Annotated in this window: 13 protein-coding genes; 5 read left to right on the forward strand and 8 right to left on the reverse strand. The window is 73.4% G+C overall.

Translation table 11 applies throughout. The features are described from left to right. Positions 1–16: 16 nt before the first annotated feature. The 6 genes from ACIP8Z_RS07990 to ACIP8Z_RS08015 all read right to left on the reverse strand — a co-directional run bounded on the left by ACIP8Z_RS07990 (position 17) and on the right by ACIP8Z_RS08015 (position 5,438). Positions 17–772 (reverse strand): SDR family oxidoreductase, encoded by a 756-nt coding sequence (locus ACIP8Z_RS07990; RefSeq protein ID WP_402080166.1) that lies wholly within the window; start codon positions 770–772, stop codon positions 17–19. Then, complete coding sequence (locus ACIP8Z_RS07995) at positions 765–1,286, reverse strand: cupin domain-containing protein (protein ID WP_402080169.1); 522 nt, start codon at positions 1,284–1,286, stop codon at positions 765–767. Before ACIP8Z_RS07995 ends, ACIP8Z_RS07990 begins: the two co-directional genes overlap by 8 nt. Then, the gene (locus tag ACIP8Z_RS08000) at positions 1,277–2,104 is read right to left on the reverse strand and encodes an alpha/beta fold hydrolase (protein ID WP_402080171.1); all 828 of its coding nucleotides are present in this window, start codon (positions 2,102–2,104) and stop codon (positions 1,277–1,279) included. Before ACIP8Z_RS08000 ends, ACIP8Z_RS07995 begins: the two co-directional genes overlap by 10 nt. Continuing rightward, positions 2,101–2,898 carry an aspartate dehydrogenase domain-containing protein gene (locus ACIP8Z_RS08005; protein ID WP_402080174.1) on the reverse strand — a complete coding sequence of 266 codons (798 nt, stop codon included), beginning with the start codon at positions 2,896–2,898 and terminating at the stop codon, positions 2,101–2,103. Before ACIP8Z_RS08005 ends, ACIP8Z_RS08000 begins: the two co-directional genes overlap by 4 nt. Next, entirely contained in the window at positions 2,895–3,839 is a 945-nt protein-coding gene (locus ACIP8Z_RS08010; protein ID WP_402080176.1) for a VOC family protein, read from the reverse strand. The genes ACIP8Z_RS08005 and ACIP8Z_RS08010 overlap by 4 nt, the downstream gene beginning before the upstream one ends. A 114-nt stretch (positions 3,840–3,953) precedes the next feature. Next, positions 3,954–5,438: an aldehyde dehydrogenase gene (locus tag ACIP8Z_RS08015; protein ID WP_402080179.1), complete on the reverse strand. Its 1,485-nt coding sequence runs from the start codon at positions 5,436–5,438 to the stop codon at positions 3,954–3,956. Between the two features lie 290 nt (positions 5,439–5,728). Here ACIP8Z_RS08015 and ACIP8Z_RS08020 point away from each other — a divergent pair, with 290 nt between their 5' ends. Both ACIP8Z_RS08020 and ACIP8Z_RS08025 read left to right on the forward strand, forming a co-directional pair. Next, positions 5,729–7,093 (forward strand): MFS transporter, encoded by a 1,365-nt coding sequence (locus ACIP8Z_RS08020; protein WP_402080182.1) that lies wholly within the window; start codon positions 5,729–5,731, stop codon positions 7,091–7,093. A gap of 173 nt (positions 7,094–7,266) precedes the next feature. Then, positions 7,267–7,806, forward strand: a complete 540-nt coding sequence (locus ACIP8Z_RS08025; RefSeq protein ID WP_319314583.1) for a MarR family transcriptional regulator — start codon at positions 7,267–7,269, stop codon at positions 7,804–7,806. A 99-nt stretch (positions 7,807–7,905) separates the two neighbouring features. Here ACIP8Z_RS08025 and ACIP8Z_RS08030 read toward each other — a convergent pair whose 3' ends face one another. Together ACIP8Z_RS08030 and ACIP8Z_RS08035 are read right to left on the reverse strand one after the other, a co-directional pair. Then, a complete protein-coding gene (locus tag ACIP8Z_RS08030) occupies positions 7,906–8,787 on the reverse strand; it encodes a diacylglycerol/lipid kinase family protein (protein WP_402080185.1) in 882 nt (293 codons plus the stop codon). Between the two features lie 31 nt (positions 8,788–8,818). Then, on the reverse strand, positions 8,819–10,414 hold the full coding sequence (locus ACIP8Z_RS08035; RefSeq protein ID WP_402080188.1) for an FAD-binding oxidoreductase: 1,596 nt from the start codon (positions 10,412–10,414) through the stop codon (positions 8,819–8,821). Positions 10,415–10,489: 75 nt separating this feature from the next. On the opposite strand from ACIP8Z_RS08035, the gene ACIP8Z_RS08040 reads away from it, so the two are divergent. The 3 genes from ACIP8Z_RS08040 to ACIP8Z_RS08050 all read left to right on the forward strand — a co-directional run bounded on the left by ACIP8Z_RS08040 (position 10,490) and on the right by ACIP8Z_RS08050 (position 14,917). Further along, positions 10,490–11,089, forward strand: a complete 600-nt coding sequence (locus ACIP8Z_RS08040) for a TetR/AcrR family transcriptional regulator (protein WP_073905047.1) — start codon at positions 10,490–10,492, stop codon at positions 11,087–11,089. Continuing rightward, on the forward strand, positions 11,086–12,663 hold the full coding sequence (locus tag ACIP8Z_RS08045; RefSeq protein WP_402080190.1) for a glycerol-3-phosphate dehydrogenase/oxidase: 1,578 nt from the start codon (positions 11,086–11,088) through the stop codon (positions 12,661–12,663). Before ACIP8Z_RS08040 ends, ACIP8Z_RS08045 begins: the two co-directional genes overlap by 4 nt. A 160-nt stretch (positions 12,664–12,823) precedes the next feature. Next, on the forward strand, positions 12,824–14,917 hold the full coding sequence (locus ACIP8Z_RS08050) for a SpoIIE family protein phosphatase (RefSeq protein WP_402080192.1): 2,094 nt from the start codon (positions 12,824–12,826) through the stop codon (positions 14,915–14,917). The last annotated feature ends 46 nt before the right edge of the window (positions 14,918–14,963 follow it).

Consider the following 14,963-nt stretch of genomic DNA (forward strand, 5'->3'; position numbering starts at 1 on the left):
GGGTTTCTCCTGGATGTCAGTTCATGGTGAAGCCGCCGTTGACGGCGATCACCTGTCCGGTCAGATAGCGGGACTCCTCGCCGAGCAGATGGGAGACGATCCCGGTGAGGTCGTCCGGCTGCTGCGGCCGGGAGACGGCGCGGTTCGCGCGGTAGAGGTCGTGCCGCTCGGCGGGCACGGTCTCGGTCGCCTCGCCCTCGGTGAGTCCGGGGGCGACGGCGTTGACGGTGATCCCCTTGTCGCCGAGTTCGCGTGCCATGGCCCGGGTGAGGGCGATGACCGCTCCCTTGGAGGCGATGTAGTGGGCGAGGCGCGGGGAGCCGTAGAGGGCTGCGTCCGAGGCGATGTTGACGATCCGGCCCGGCGCCGTGAAGAACGGGTGGAGGGCCTTGGAGACCAGCCAGGGGCCGCGGGCGTTGACCGCCATCAGCCGGTCCCACACCTCGACGTCGATGTCCTGGAACTCCTTGCCGCCCACGCCGTTGGCGAGCGCCGCGTTGTTGACCAGGCCGTACAGCGGGCCGATCGCCCGCACGGCGGCCGCCAGCGCGGCCACCGACTCCGGGTCGGCGACGTCGCAGCGTACGAAACGGGCGTCGATGCCCTCCGCGCGCAGTTCCGCGGCCGCCCGCTCGCCCCGCTCCCGCTCCAGTTCGGCGACGACGACGCGGAATCCGTCCTCGCCCGCCCGGCGGGCCATGGCCAGTCCCAGGCCACGGCCCGCTCCGGTGACGACGACGGTGCGTGCGTCGGCCGGGGGCAGGTCAGCCACGGGTGACGCCGTGCATCGGCGAGTACGCGGGGTACGTCGGGACCTGCGGCTTCTGCGTGCCGATGACGACGCAGAAGAGGGCGTCGGTCTCTCCCTCGTTCTTCAGGGAGCGGGTCACGCCGGCCGGGACGACGATCATGTCGCGGTAGCCGAGGGTCCGGTACTCGACCTCGTCGGGGCCGCGGTGGATGCCGACCCTGACCTCGCCCTCCAGGACGAAGAAGGCCTCTTCGACGTCGTGGTGGGTGTGGGCCGGGCCCTCGGCGCCGGGCGGCAGCAGCATGTTGGAGAAGGTGAAGCCGCCGGACGGGATGATGCGGCTGTCGCCCTCGTGGTTGCCGGTGGCGCCGGAGCCGACGTAGCGGATCTGGCCGCGGCGGAACTGCGGGCCGGCCTTCTCCTGGAAGGAGAGGGTGTCGAAGTCGGCGATCCGGGAGGCCTTGGTGGCGATGAGGGAGTCGGTGTAGGCGGCGAGGTCGTCGCCGTTGTCGTACGCGGTGGTGGTCAGCGGCATGGGGACAGCTCCTGTTCGGGGATGCGTGCGGTGATGCGGAGGTGGGAGAGGACCCAGGCGTTGAAGCGCCCGGGCTGCTCCTGGTTGGCCAGGTGACCGGCGTCCTTGACGATCACGAAGGCGGTCTTGTGGAGGGCCCCGGCGATGGCCTGGCTGCCCTCGACGCCGGTGACCCGGTCCTGGTCGCCGCAGAGGACGAGCGAGGGCGCGGCGATGGTGGGGAGTTCGGCGCGGAGGTCGGCCGAGGCCATGGACTCGGCGGCGTACCCGTAGCCCGGGAGCCGTACCGAGGCGGCCATGGTGTCGACGATCCGACGGACGAGGTCGACCGGAGCGCCGGGTGAGACCAGGCGTGGTCCGCGGGCCTCGGCGAAGGCGCGCGGGCCGAGTTCGGCGAGCTCGGTGGCGCGGGCCCGCATGCCCGCCGCCTTCGTCCCGTCCGTGCCCGAGCCGGGGCTGGAGTCGGCGACGATCACCGAGGCGACGAGGTCCGGGTGCCGGGCGGCGAGCCGCAGGGCGATCACGCCGCCCCAGGAGACGCCGAGCACATGGGCGCCGCCGCCGCGCTCCCGGATCAGCCGGGCCGCCGTGTCCGCGAAGTCGTCGAGGGTGAGGGGGACTTCGGGGTCGGGCGACCGGGCGTAGCCGGGGGCGTCCCAGGCGACGACCCGTGCGTACGCGGAGAGTTCGGCGAGCTGGGGGGCGAAGGCGGCCGACGAGGAGCCGATGCCGTGCAGGCACAGGAGGAGGGGGCCGTGGTCCCCTGCCTCCTCGACGTGGACCTCCGTGGCGGCCGGGGAGAGGGCTTCGGCGCTCACAGGATCTGGCCCGTCCGCCCGGCGAGCGCGGCGAGGCCCCGCAGAACGGCGTACGGCACCACCTGGCTGGTCGCCGGGTTGCCCGGGTCGGGCAGGTGCGCGACCTCGAAGCGGTACGCCCCGTGCGCGCCGGACGCCTCGATCACATGGCGGGTGTGGTGGGCCGCGGGGTCGGCGACGACCCGGACCCGCACAGCGTCCAGGTCGCCGACGGCCAGCGCGACCGAGGCGGCCACGTTCGTCGACTTGGGGAACTTCGCCGGGATCTCGCGGGCGGTGCCGGCCATGACCTCGACCGGGCCGGTCGCCGTCCGCATGCGGGCCAGCAACTCCTCGTCCATCCAGGGTTGTTCGAGGGTCGAGGGCAGTTTGGTGGTGGTCAGCCGGACCTCGTCGAGGGGGCCGAGCGAGCGGGCGGCCTGGAGCAGGTCGAGTCCGCCGACGGCGCCGCCGGTGAAGTACACCCGGCCCGGTCCGGCCGCGAGCAGGCGCTTCGCGAGCTCCTCGTCGGTCATCGCGCCGCTGGAGGCGATGAGCAGGTCGGTGCCGGAGGCGAGCACGCGCTCGCCCCATTCCCGTACGACTCCCTGCCCGGCGGCCTCCACGATCAGGTCGCAGCGGTCGAGGGCCTCCTCGAAGGGGACCTGGGGGGCGGGCGCCGTGTCGCCGAGGGGACGGTTGTCGACGACGCACACCAGCTCGGCACCGGCGACCTGCCCGTCGGCGAGCGCGGTCCCGACGATCCGGCCGATCGCGCCCCAGCCGACCACTCCGACCTTGCGTACGGTGCTCATGCGTCGTCCTTCCTTGCGTCGAGGGGGGCGAGCGGGCCGGGGTCCGGCGAGCCCGCCATGTGGCGGCGGATCTCCTTCGACGGCGGGCCGGCCGTGCCCCACAGGTCGGAGAGCTCCGGGACCCGTCGCCACACGCGGGCGATCCAGGTGTCCTCGACGATCTGCGCGACCTCGGAGGTGTACTCGCAGACGAGTCCGGACGGGTCGGTGAAGTAGGAGAAGGTGTTGTTGCCGGGACCGTGGCGGCCGGGTCCCCACTGGGGGGTGATGCCGTGGTGGCGGAGCCGGCCGAGGCCGCGCATGAAGTGGTCGACCGAGCTCATCTCGTACGCCACGTGGTTGAGCGAGGTCCACTCGGCCTGGTTGAAGGCGACGCAGTGGTGGTCGGCGTTGCAGCGCAGGAACGCCATCTGGTGCTCGGACCAGTCGGAGACGCGCAGTCCGAGCACCTCGGTGTAGAAGGCGACGGCGGCGTCGATGTCGACGGTGTTGAGTACGGCGTGGGTGACCCCGACGGGCACGGCGCCGTCCCGTCCGCGTGGGACGACCGCCTGGACGTGGGCGCTGATCTCGACGAGTCGCCCTTCGGGGTCGGTGAACCGCAGGCCGTGTCCGCCGCCGGCCTGGTCGAGGGGGCCGGGGCCGTGGACGGGGACGATGCCCCGTGATTCGAGGCGCCGGGCGGCCTCGTCGACCTCGGCGGGGGTGGCGACGGCGAAGGCGAGCCGGCCGAGGCCGACGCGTTCGTGTGCGGTCAGGTGCAGGACGTGGTGCTCGTCGCCGGTGCCGCGCAGCCACCGTGCTCCGGTGCCGGACTCGACGGTTTCGAGCCCCCAGACCTCCTCGTAGAAGGCGGCGGCCTCGGTGAAGGCGGGTGTGTACAGCTCGACGTACCGCAGGGAGCGGAGCCGGGCGATCGGGCCGGGCGGTGAGGGTTGCATGGGTCTCTCCAGTCGGGCGGGCGGGCCCGGACGGTGGGCTCGGGGGGCGTGCCGGATGCGCGGGCGGCGGCCTCGGCGGCTGTCCCGGACGGTGGGCTCGGGGGGCGTGCCGGGTCAGCCGGCCCAGGGAAGGGGGGCGTCGGAGGTGCCCCAGTACAGGGACTTCTGTCGCTGGTAGGCGCGGATCGCGTCCCGGCCCTTCTCCGTGCCGAGGCCGCTGTCCTTCCATCCGCTGAACGGGGTGGCGGCGCTGAACTGCTTGTACGTGTTGATCCAGACGGTGCCCGCCTCGATCCGGCGGGCGATCCGCCAGGCGGCGCGCAGGTCACGGGTCCAGATGCCGCAGGCGAGTCCGTAGACGGAGTCGTTGGCCTGGCGGACGAGGTCGTCCTCGTCGTCGTAGGGCAGGGCGACCAGGACCGGGCCGAAGATCTCCTCCCGGCAGGTGCGGGAGGTGTTGGCCAGGCCGTCGAGGACGGTCGGGAGGTAGTAGGCGCCGTCCTGGTACCGCTCCCCCGCGGGCGCCGACCCGCCGCAGAGCACGCGCGCGCCTTCGGAGCGGGCGAGGTCGACGTAGGCGGCGACGGCGTCGCGGTGGCGGTGGTGCACCAGCGGGCCGACCTGGGTGGAGGGGTCGGTGCCGGGGCCGACGCGCAGCTTGCGGACCCGTTCGACGAGCTCGCCGACGAAGGTGTCGTAGATCTCGCGTGCCACGAAGAGCCGCGAGCCGGCGATGCAGGACTGGCCGCTGGACGAGAAGATCCCGAACAGCACCCCGGCCAGCGCCTGCTCGATGTCGGCGTCGGCGCGCACGATCGTCGGCGACTTGCCGCCGAGCTCCAGCGAGGCGGGGACCAGCTTCTCGCCGGCGATCGCGGCGATGGACCGGCCGGTCTCGGTGCCCCCGGTGAATCCGATCCGGGCGACGAGGGGGTGGCGTACGAGGGCGTCGCCGACGATCCGGCCGCTGCCTGGCAGCACCGAGAGGAGGGCGGTGGGCAGGCCGAACTCGTCGAGTGCCCGGGTGATGAGCCGCCCGAGGGCGAGGGAGACCAGCGGGGTCCAGGCGGCGGGCTTGAGGAGGACGGCGTTGCCGGCGGCGAGCGCGGGGGCGATCTTCTGCGCGTCGCTGGCGACCGGGGAGTTCCAGGGGTTGATCGCGCCGACCACGCCGATCGGTTCGTGGACGCTCATGGTGACGTACGGGCCGCGGGACGGCGTGACCGTGTCCTCGGCCGTCTCCAGGGCGGCGGCCAGGTACCGGAAGGTGCCGGCCGCGCTGAGTGCGAGGGCCCGGGTCTCGGTGAGGGTCTTGCCGGTGTCGGCGGTCTGTACGGCGGCGAGCGCGGGGGCGGCCTCTTCGGTCAGCTCGGCGATCCGGTGCAGGAGGCAGGCGCGCTCGTGGGCGAGCAGGTCCCGCCAGGCGGGGTCCGCCACGGCCCGCGCCGCGGCCTCGGCCGCCTCGCCGACCTCGGCGGCGGAGGCGGAGTGGACGGTGGCGAGGACGCGTCCGGTCGCCGGGTCGACGGTGTCGAGGGGCTCGCCCGCACCGCGCCGCCACTGGCCCGCGATCAGGATGTCGGTGGGAAGGAGCGGCACGGGTGGACCTCCGGGCAGGGGCGGAAGGGGAGTTGGCTCCGGCCGGGACGGGGTCCGGCCCGATCCCGAGACCGGAATCGTCGAAGCGCTAGAAATCTAAGCGCTTAACTAATTCTCGACAAGCCCCCGAGTCGAGATCGTTGTCGAATCTGCCTTGAGCACGCCCTTCATGGAGCCGATGATGACTACCGGACCCACGAGATGGAGATCTCTAGGCGCTTAACCATTGACCGCTTAGATAAGGACCCCTACTGTCTCGGCAACTCCCCTGCCCGCGGAAGGACCCCTCCATGACGACTGTGGCCGGTAAGCAGGCCCTCGGCTCCGTAGCCGCGCGACTCGAACGGCTTCCGCACTCCCGGTGGCACGTCAAGGTCCGGTTCCTGATCGGCGCCGTCACCTTCTTCGAGGCGTTCGACCAGCTCCTCGCCGCGTCCGCGCTGCCCGTCCTGATGAAGGAGTGGCACCTCACCACCGGACAGGCCACCCTCGCCGTGACCGCCGCCTCGATCGGGATGCTGCTCGGCGCCCTGGCGGCCGGCTGGCTCGGCGACCGGATCGGCCGCGTCCGCACCGTCGCCCTGGGAGTCGGCATCACCGGCCTCGCCAGCCTCGCCGTCGCCTTCTCCGGCAGCATCGAGACCTTCTCGCTCTTCCGGTTCGTCCAGGGCCTCGGCATCGGCGGGGTCGTACCCGTCGCCGCCACGTACATCAACGAGATCGCCCGCTCCGACAAGCGCGGCCGGTTCGTCCTGCTGTACGAGATGATCTTCCCGGCCGGCCTCGCGGCGGCCACGCTGGTGGCCGTGTGGGTGGTCCCCCACTTCGGCTGGCGCGCGATGTTCGTCATCGGCACGGTCCCGGTACTGCTCGCCGCCGCGCTCCCCCGCCAGGTCGCCGAGTCCCCGCGCTGGCTGCTGTCCCGCGGACGCGTCCGCGAGGCCGAGGAGGTCATCGCCCGCATCGAGGCGGAGGTCGCCCGCTCCGCCTCCGAGGCGCTGCCCGCCCCCGCCGCGGACCTGGCCGACGAGCCGGCCGGCGGCCGCCTGCGGGATCTGTTCCGGGGGCGCTACCTCCGGCGGACCGTGGTCGTGTCGGGTCTGTGGTTCGTCGCCTACTACGTCAACCACGGCATCTCCACCTGGCTGCCCTCGCTCTACACGAAGACCTTCGGCCTGGACCTGACCACCGCCCTCGTCTACAGCCTGCTCAGCAACGTGACCGGCCTGCTCGGCACGTTCGTCGTCGCCCTCCTGATCGACCGCGTCGGCCGCAGGCCCGCCCTGGTCGGCGCGCTCGTCGGCACCGTGCTCTCGCTCGGCGTGCTCGCCCTGGCGGGCGCGACCTCGGGCGGCCAGGTGGCGCTCTTCGCCTCCTGTACGACCTTCTTCCTGTACGCGATCAACGCGGGGCTCTACCTGTACTCCCCCGAGCTCTACCCCACGTCCAACCGGGCCAAGGGCGCCGCGTTCGGCGGTGTGTGGAACCGGCTGGGCGTCATCCTCGGCCCCGTGACCGTCGGCGCGATCATCGGCGCGGGCGGCAGCCTGTCCCTCGTCTTCGCACAGCTCGCCGTGGTGGCGGCCGTGGGTGCCGCGATCGCCTGCTTCGCCGTCGAGACCAAGGGCAGGACGCTGGAGGAGCTCAACGCCTGAGTCGGCCGGTGAGGAGCGGGCGTCCGGGACGGAGCGGGCGCCGGCACGAGGAGCGGGCGCCTGCGCGGAGCGGGCGCCCGCTCTCCGTGCCGGGCGCCCGCGCACTTTCACCTCAGGACTAAGATTCTCAGTGCTGTGAGAAGTCGGGGGACGAGCAGAACGAGGGGAAGAGCATGGCTGCATCGAGGCCGTCGGACCGTGACGCCGTCGCGCGCGTGATCGAGGACTGGGCGCGGGAGCGACCCGAGCTGGACACCAGCCCGCTGGAGGTCCTCGCCCGCCTCCACCGCTCCTACCTGCGCTACAACACCCGGCTGACCGCTTCGATCGAACGCCACGGCCTGTCCGTGGCCGGCTTCGACGTCCTCACCGCGCTGCGGCGGGCGGGGCACCCCCACCGGCTGACCGCGGGGCAGCTCGCCGACTCGGGCCTCGTGTCGTCGGCGGGGGTGACGCTGCGGATCGACCGTCTGGAGAAGGACGGTCTCATCGTCCGGGAACGGGACGACGACGACCGCCGGGTGGTCTACTCCCGGCTCACCGACAAGGGTCTCGCGACGGTGGACGTGGTGTTCGCCGAGCACCTCGACAACGAGCGGCGGATGCTCGGGGGCCTGTCGCCCTCCGAACACCGCCAGCTCGCACGACTGCTGCGCAAGCTGGAGGTGTCGATCGTCGCCTCCGACGAGGAGCCGGCCGACACCACCGCGTAGCGGGCGCGGACCGCGGGCCCGGCGAGGTGGCGGGACCTCCTCGCCGGACCCGCGCTCGTCAGGCGTGAGTACCGGGCCCGTCGGCCGGCGGACGTCCTGTCAGGCCAGGACGTTCAGCGCGGCGGGCCGCACCCTGAGGGTCACCGGCAGGACCGCGTCGACCTCGCCGTCCGCGCCGTACGGGAGGGGGCGGTCCGCTTCGAGGCGGACCTCCTTGCCGCGCAGGATCTCGACCTCGGGCCGGTTCACGTGCACGCCCGTCTTCAGCTCGTTCATCATGGCGAAGAAGAGGCGCTTGGGTGCCTGCTTGATGACCACGACGTCGAGCAGCCCGTCGTCGATCCGCGCGCCCGGTGCGACGTTCCTCCCGAACCCGTAGAAGCCCGAGTTCGCCACGACCACGGTGTAGCCGGTGCGCTCGTGCCGCACCCCGTCGATGGTGACGCGGTACGCGGCGGGCTTCCAGGCGAGGACCGCGCGCAGGCCGCCCGCGTAGTACGAGGCAGCGCCGCGCAGCACGCGGGAGGCGTTGGCGTGGCGGTTGGCCACCGCGTCGACGCCCGCGTACACACTGCCGAGGACGCAGGTCCGCGCGTGCACGGCGGACTCCACCTCGATCGTGTCGACCGCCCGCGGCTCGCCGTGGAGCAGTGTCTCGGCGAGCCGCGGAGCGTCCGTGGGCAGGCCCAGGGCGCGGGCGAAGTCGTTGCCGCGCCCCGCCGGTACGAGGCCGAAGACCGTGTCCGTACCGCTGAGCGCACCTCCGACGCAGCCGGCCATGCCGTCACCGCCGACGGCGAGCACGACGTGCCCCCGCGCTCCGGCGTCCTGGGCGAGCTCTCGGGCGTGCTCCAGGCTGCGGCTGTAGACGGTGTCGAGCCTGGCACCCGCCTCCCGCAGCAGACGGGCCAGCGGGAGCAGACCCGCCGTGCCGCTGGAACCCCCTGCGGTGGGGTTGACGACGGCGGTGAACTGTCGCATGGATCTGGCCTCCGGGCGGCAGAAGTAGGGTTCAGCGGACGGGGATGAGGACTCCGGGGCTGAGCACACCGGAGGGGTCGACCTCGGCCTTGACGGCCTGCAGCATGCGGATGCCGAGGGGGCCGATCTCCTGGGCGTACCAGTCGCGGTGGTCGGTGCCGACGCCGTGGTGGTGGCTGATGGTGCCGCCTGCGGCCAGGATCGCGTCGTTGGCCGCCCGCTTCACCGGCTCCCAGTGCGCGACGGCATCCTCCCCCTGTGCGGAGACGACGGTGAAGTACAGGGAGGCGCCGTTCTCGTACGTGTGCGAGATGTGGCACATGACGAGCGGCGGCGTGCCGGCCTCGGTGAGGGTGCTCGTCAGCGCGTCGCGCACGGCCGTGTAGAGGCCGGGGATCGCGGACCAGAAGGCCGCGGTCTCCAGCGTCTCGGCGAACGCCCCGGCGTCGAGCAGCGCGTCCCGCAGGTAGGGCGCGTTGTACCGGCCGTGCTCCCACTTGTCGCCGGGCTCCTCGCCGATGAGCTCACCGTCGCAGGCGAGGAGGACCTCGCGGGCGACGGCGCGGCGGGCCATCGTCTCCTCCTCGGTTCCCTCGTAGCCGACGATGGCCATGCAGCCCGGGTTCTGCGGGAGTTCGGTGCTGCCGATGGCGTCCGGCTGCGCGAGACCGATGAAGGTCTCCGACTCGTCCGACAGTCGCAGCACCGTGGGCCGCGGTCCGTCCTGGGCCAGTCGGCGCAGGGCCGCCGCGCCGGCCTCGAAGGAGGCGAAGCGCCAGCCCTCGTAGATCCGCTTCGGAGGGAGCGGACGGATGCGCACGGTCACCGCCGTGATCACTCCGAGGGCGCCCTCGGAGCCGAGGAGCAGCTGGCGAAGGTCGGGGCCGGCCGCCGAGCGCGGGGCCCGGCCGGTCTCCAGGGTGCCTTCGGGGGTCGCGACCGTCAGGCCGAGGACCATCTCGTCGAAGCGGCCGTATCCGGCCGACGCCTGGCCGCTGGAGCGGGCCGCGGCGAAGCCGCCGACGGTCGCCCATTCGAAGGACTGCGGGAAGTGTCCGAGGGTCCAGCCCCGCTCGTTGAGCAGCGCCTCGCACTGCGGGCCGCGCAGGCCCGGCTGCAGTGTCGCGGTGCGGGACACCTCGTCGACGGCGAGCAGCTGGTCGAGCCGCCGCAGGTCGAGCGCGACGAACGGCCGCTTCGTGGTGGGCGCGAGGCCGCCGACGACGGAGGTGCCGCCACCGAAGGGCACGGCGGCGACGCCGTGTTCGGCGCAGGCGCGCAGCACGGCGAGGACCTCGTCGTGGTCGCCCGGCAGCACGACCGCGGCGGGGATGTCGTCGACCTCGCCGGCGCGGATGCGCAGCAGGTCGGGGGTCGACTTGCCGCGGGTGTGCCGGATGCGGCTCTCGGCGTCCTCCCGCAGGAGGTCGGGCGCGCCGACGGCCTGCCGCAGGGCGGCGCGGGCCTCGTCGGGCAGCGCCGGGGCGGGCGGTTCGATGTCGGCGAGTGCGGCCGGACCGCTCTCGCGCGGGGTGACGCCGAGCAGGTCACGCAGGAGGCCGGTGACCGACTCGGGCAGGGGTGCCGCCTTGGCCGGGTCGCCCCAACCGCTCCACAACATGTCCACTTCGAAAGGGTTCCTAACGGTCTGTTTCACGGATGGCGCTGCCACGCGGCCGACGCTGGCATTACACTGTGACAGATGACGCCCATTCGTCACAACCATGAAGACGCAGATCCCGTGCTCGACGCCGCACGCGACTGCGTGCTCGCCGTCGGCGTACGGCGGACCACCCTCACCGACATCGCCCGGCGCGCGGGCGTGTCCCGGATGACGATCTACCGGCGCTGGCCCGATGTGCGCAGCCTGGTGGGCGACCTGATGACCCGTGAGTGGATCGCCGTCGCCGCCGGGGCCATGCCGGCCTCCGACGAGGACCGGCCCGAGCGGGAGCGGATCGTCGAGGGGCTCGTCGCGGGAGCGGCGGCCTTCCGGGCCCACCCGCTCTTCCACAAGATCATCGACGTCGACCCCGAGCTGCTGCTGCCGTACATCCTCGACCGCCGGGGCGCCAGCCAGGACGCCCTGCTCGGGCTCCTCCACACGGCCCTCGAGGACGGCCACGAGGACGGCTCCGTACGCCGCGTCCGGGCGGACCTGCAGGCCCGGTCCCTGCTGCTCGTCGTCCAGTCCTTCACGCTCTCGCTGCGCACCATGACCGACGACACCGATCCCGAACTGAGCGAAGCCGCCTTCCTCGACGAGCTGCGCACCCTGCTGGAGAGGACCATCGCCCCATGAACCCCACGAGCAGCCCCGCCCTGCCCGGCTCCTCCCTCGACGCCCGGCGGCGCCTGCGCGAACTGGAGCGACTCGCCGACGGCTCTGCCGACAGCGTGGTCGACGTCCTGGTCGTCGGGCTCGGTGCCACCGGCGCCGGAGCCGCGCTCGACGCGGCCACCCGCGGGCTCACCGTCGCCGCGATCGACGCCCACGACCTGGCCTTCGGCACCTCCCGCTGGAGCTCCAAGCTGATCCACGGCGGACTGCGCTACCTCGCGTCCGGACAGCTCGACGTCGCCCACGAGAGCGCGGTCGAGCGCGGCATCCTCATGGAGCGCACCGCCCCCCACCTCGTCCGCGCGCAGCCCTTCGTGCTCCCCCTCACCCCGCTCGTCAGCCGCGGCCAGGCCGCCCTCGCCCGCGCCGGCTTCCTCGCGGGCGACCTGCTGCGCGTCGGCGCCCGCACCTCGCGGAGCACGCTGCCCCAGCCGCGTACGCTCTCCGCCGTCGAGACCCGGCACCTCGCCCCGGCCCTGCGCCCCACCGGGCTGCGCGGCGGACTGCTCTCCTGGGACGGCCGGCTCTCCGACGACGCCCGCCTGGTCACCGCGATCGCCCGCACGGCGGCGGCGTACGGCGCCCGCGTCCTCACCCGCACCCGGGCCCTGGAGCTCCACCGCGACGGTGCGCTGGTCCGCGACGAGACCACCGGCCAGGAGCTGCGGATCCGCGCGCGTACGGTCGTCAACGCGGCCGGCGTCTGGGCGGGCGGCCTCGTCGACGACGTACGCCTGCGGCCTTCGCGCGGCACCCATCTCGTCCTGCGCTCCGAGGACCTCGGCCGTCTCTCCGCGGGCCTGCACATCCCGATCCCCGGCGAGACGAACCGCTTCGTCCTGGTCCTGCCCCAGGGCGACGGGCGCGTGTACGTCGGCCTCACCGACGAACCCGTCGACGGCGACATCCCCGACGTGCCGGAGGTCCCCGAGACCGACATCGGCTTCCTCCTCGACGTCCTCGGCTCCGCCCTCGACGTCACCGTCCACCGTGCCGACGTGGTCGGGGCCTTCGCGGGCCTTCGCCCCCTGCTCGACACCCGGGACGCGGCGGGCCGCACCGCCGACATCTCGCGCAAGCACGCCGTGCTCACCTCCCCCTCCGGCGTCGTCACCGTCGTCGGCGGCAAGCTGACCACGTACCGCCGCATGGCCCAGGACGCCGTCGACGCCGCCGTGACCGCCGGCGGCCTGACCGCCGGGCCGTGCCGTACCGCCTCCGTCCCCCTCGTCGGCGCCGCCGGGCCGCGGACCCTCGCCGGGCTCGACGTCCCGGCCCGGCTCGTGCACCGCTACGGCTCCGAGGCACCCGCCGTGCAGGCGCTCGCCCTCGAAGACCCCGCCCTCGCCCGTCCCGTCGTCCCCGGCCACCCGGTCACGGGCGCCGAGCTGGTGTGGGCCGTCCGCCACGAAGGCGCCCTCGACACCTCCGACCTCCTCGACCGCCGCACCCGCATCGGCCTGGTCCCGGAGGACCGCGCCGCGGCCGAGGAAGCGGCCCGCGACGCCCTGGCGGAAGCGGCCCAGGTGCGGTGACGTCGAGGTGGGTGCGGCATTGCGGAGCCCGGCGGCGGCGTCCTGGCCCGAGAGCCTCCGTGATGTCCGATCCGGCGAGCGCGGGCAGAATTGACGTGAGAGTCCCGCTCCGTCGGTGAGCAGCGCGCCCGCCGTCGTCCGTGCCCGGAAAGGGGGCCGCGTGTCCTCGCCTCGACCGGGGGGTCGGCCGGGAGACGAGCAGGCTCCCGGGCCTCTCTGGTCGGAGCCCGGGACGCTGCTCGAGCAGGTGGCCGTGGCCGTGCTCGGCATCGACGAGGACGGCCTGATCTGCTACTGGGGGCCCGGTGCGCAGCGGCTCTTCGGCCACCGCGCCGCGGACGTGCTGTCCCGGCCGGCCGCCGTCCTCTTCCCCGCCGCTCGCCTCGACGGGGCCGGTGCGGCGGAGCGCCTCGCGGAGCGCGGCCGTGCCTTGGGGTACTGGCGGGCACGGGTGCCGACGCTGCACCGCGACGGCAGGGTCTTCGACTGCGGGTTCCGGGTCTTCCCGGTGACCGGCGCGGGCGGCCGCTCCGTCATCCTGGGTCTGGCGAGCGAGAGTGCCGGGCTCGACCGGGTGAAGACCAACCTCGCCTTTCTCGACGCGCTGTTCGCGACGTGCCCGATCGGCCTCGTGATGCTCGACGAGGACCTGCGGTACGTCCATCTCAACCAGGCGCTGGCCGACATGGACGGGACGCCGATCGAGGACCACATCGGACGGACCATGGCCGAGTTCATGATCACGTCCGACGGGGGTGAGTACCAGCGCATGCTCCGGGCCGTCGCCGACGAGGGCCGGACCGTCGTGAGCACGCTGGTCGTGCTGCGTACGCCGGGCCGTCCCGACCGGGAGCAGGTACGCTCCGTGAGCTTCTTCCCGCTCAGTCAGGCCGTCGGTTCACGGGCGGGCGTGGGCGGTCTCGTCGTGGACGTCACCGACCGTGAGCAGGCCCTCGTGGAGGCGGCAGCCGGCCGGCAGCGTCTCGCCCTCCTCGACCGGGCCGCGGCCCGCATCGGCACCACGCTGGATGTGAACGTCACGGCGCGCGAGCTGGTCGAGTCGGTCGTTCCCGACTTCTGCGAAGCCTCCGTGGTGGAGGTCGTGGAGTGGAAGGACGAACGCGAGGTGTTCGATCCGGAGTCGGTGCTGGTCACCCGCCGGATCGCGGCCGGCACCTGTCTGCCGCCGCCCGCCCCCGAACTGGTCGGCGGCCTGGAGCGCGTGACCTATCCGCCCGGTTCGAGCATCCACCAGGCCCTCACCACGGGCCGTCCCGTCTGCGTCCCCGTGAACGCCGATTTCATGACCCGCACGGTCATCCACCAGGCGCGCGCGCAGCTCCTGATCGACAGCGGTCTGACGTCGCTGCTCATCGCTCCGCTGATCGCGCGGGGCACGGTGCAGGGCATCACGATGTTCGGCCGCTCCGGGGGCCGCCCGGACTTCACCGAGGAGGACCTCAGCCTGGCGGGCGAGCTCGCCTCGCGGGCCGCGCTCTGCCTGGACAACGCCCGGCTCTACAGCCGGGTCCAGGACATCGCGCTCACCCTCCAGCGCGCACTGCTGCCCACCGCCCTCGCGAGCAGTCCTTCCGTGCGCGTCGCCCACCGTTATCTGCCGGGCAGCCAGGCCACCGAGGTCGGCGGCGACTGGTACGACGTGATCGATCTGCCCGGCGGCCGGGTGGCCCTGGTGGTCGGCGACGTGATGGGGCACGGCGTGCCCGCGGCGGCGGCGATGGGGCGGCTGCGCATCACCGCCAAGGCGCTGGCCCGCCAGAACCTGGAACCCGACAGCCTCCTGGAGGAGCTCGACGCCTGCGCCCAGGACGCCGGCATCGCGTACGCCACCTGCCTCTACATCCGCTACGACCCGACGACGGGCCTGGCCCGCATCGCGAACGCGGGTCACCTGCCGCCGCTGCTCCGCCGGGCGAACGGCACGGTCGAGTCGGTCGACGAGGTGCTGGGGGTGCCGCTGGGCGTCGGCGGCGTGCCTTTCCGTACGACCGAGATCGAGCTCCACGACGGCGACACCCTCGCGTTGTACACGGACGGTCTCGTCGAGGCGCGCGGCGTCGACATCGGTGTGGGAGTGGCCGCGCTGCGGTCTCAACTCGAAGGCGCGACCGGCACGTTGGAGGAGGCGGCGGACGGCGTCCTGGCGCGGCTGCTGCCCGAGGCGCCCACCGACGACGCCGTGATCGTGCTCGCCCGGATCCGGCGTGAGGGCCTCGGGGGTGGCTCGGACTGATCGACAGGACACCCGCCGGCGCGGCCGGCTGCGGCGCGAACGGCTC

Source organism: Streptomyces sp. NPDC088553 (genome assembly GCF_044752965.1).
Taxonomy (GTDB): Bacteria; Actinomycetota; Actinomycetes; order Streptomycetales; family Streptomycetaceae; genus Streptomyces.

Bases quoted from the DNA above. Each gene is read 5' to 3' on its own strand.
- ACIP8Z_RS07995 (WP_402080169.1), bottom strand. From the start codon at position 1,286: ATGCCGCTGACCACCACCGCGTACGACAACGGCGACGACCTCGCCGCC.
- ACIP8Z_RS08005 (WP_402080174.1), bottom strand. From the start codon at position 2,898: ATGAGCACCGTACGCAAGGTCGGAGTGGTCGGCTGGGGCGCGATCGGC.
- ACIP8Z_RS08010 (WP_402080176.1), bottom strand. From the start codon at position 3,839: ATGCAACCCTCACCGCCCGGCCCGATCGCCCGGCTCCGCTCCCTGCGG.
- ACIP8Z_RS08020 (WP_402080182.1), top strand. From the start codon at position 5,729: ATGACGACTGTGGCCGGTAAGCAGGCCCTCGGCTCCGTAGCCGCGCGA.
- ACIP8Z_RS08025 (WP_319314583.1), top strand. From the start codon at position 7,267: ATGGCTGCATCGAGGCCGTCGGACCGTGACGCCGTCGCGCGCGTGATC.
- ACIP8Z_RS08030 (WP_402080185.1), bottom strand. From the start codon at position 8,787: ATGCGACAGTTCACCGCCGTCGTCAACCCCACCGCAGGGGGTTCCAGC.
- ACIP8Z_RS08040 (WP_073905047.1), top strand. From the start codon at position 10,490: ATGACGCCCATTCGTCACAACCATGAAGACGCAGATCCCGTGCTCGAC.
- ACIP8Z_RS08045 (WP_402080190.1), top strand. From the start codon at position 11,086: ATGAACCCCACGAGCAGCCCCGCCCTGCCCGGCTCCTCCCTCGACGCC.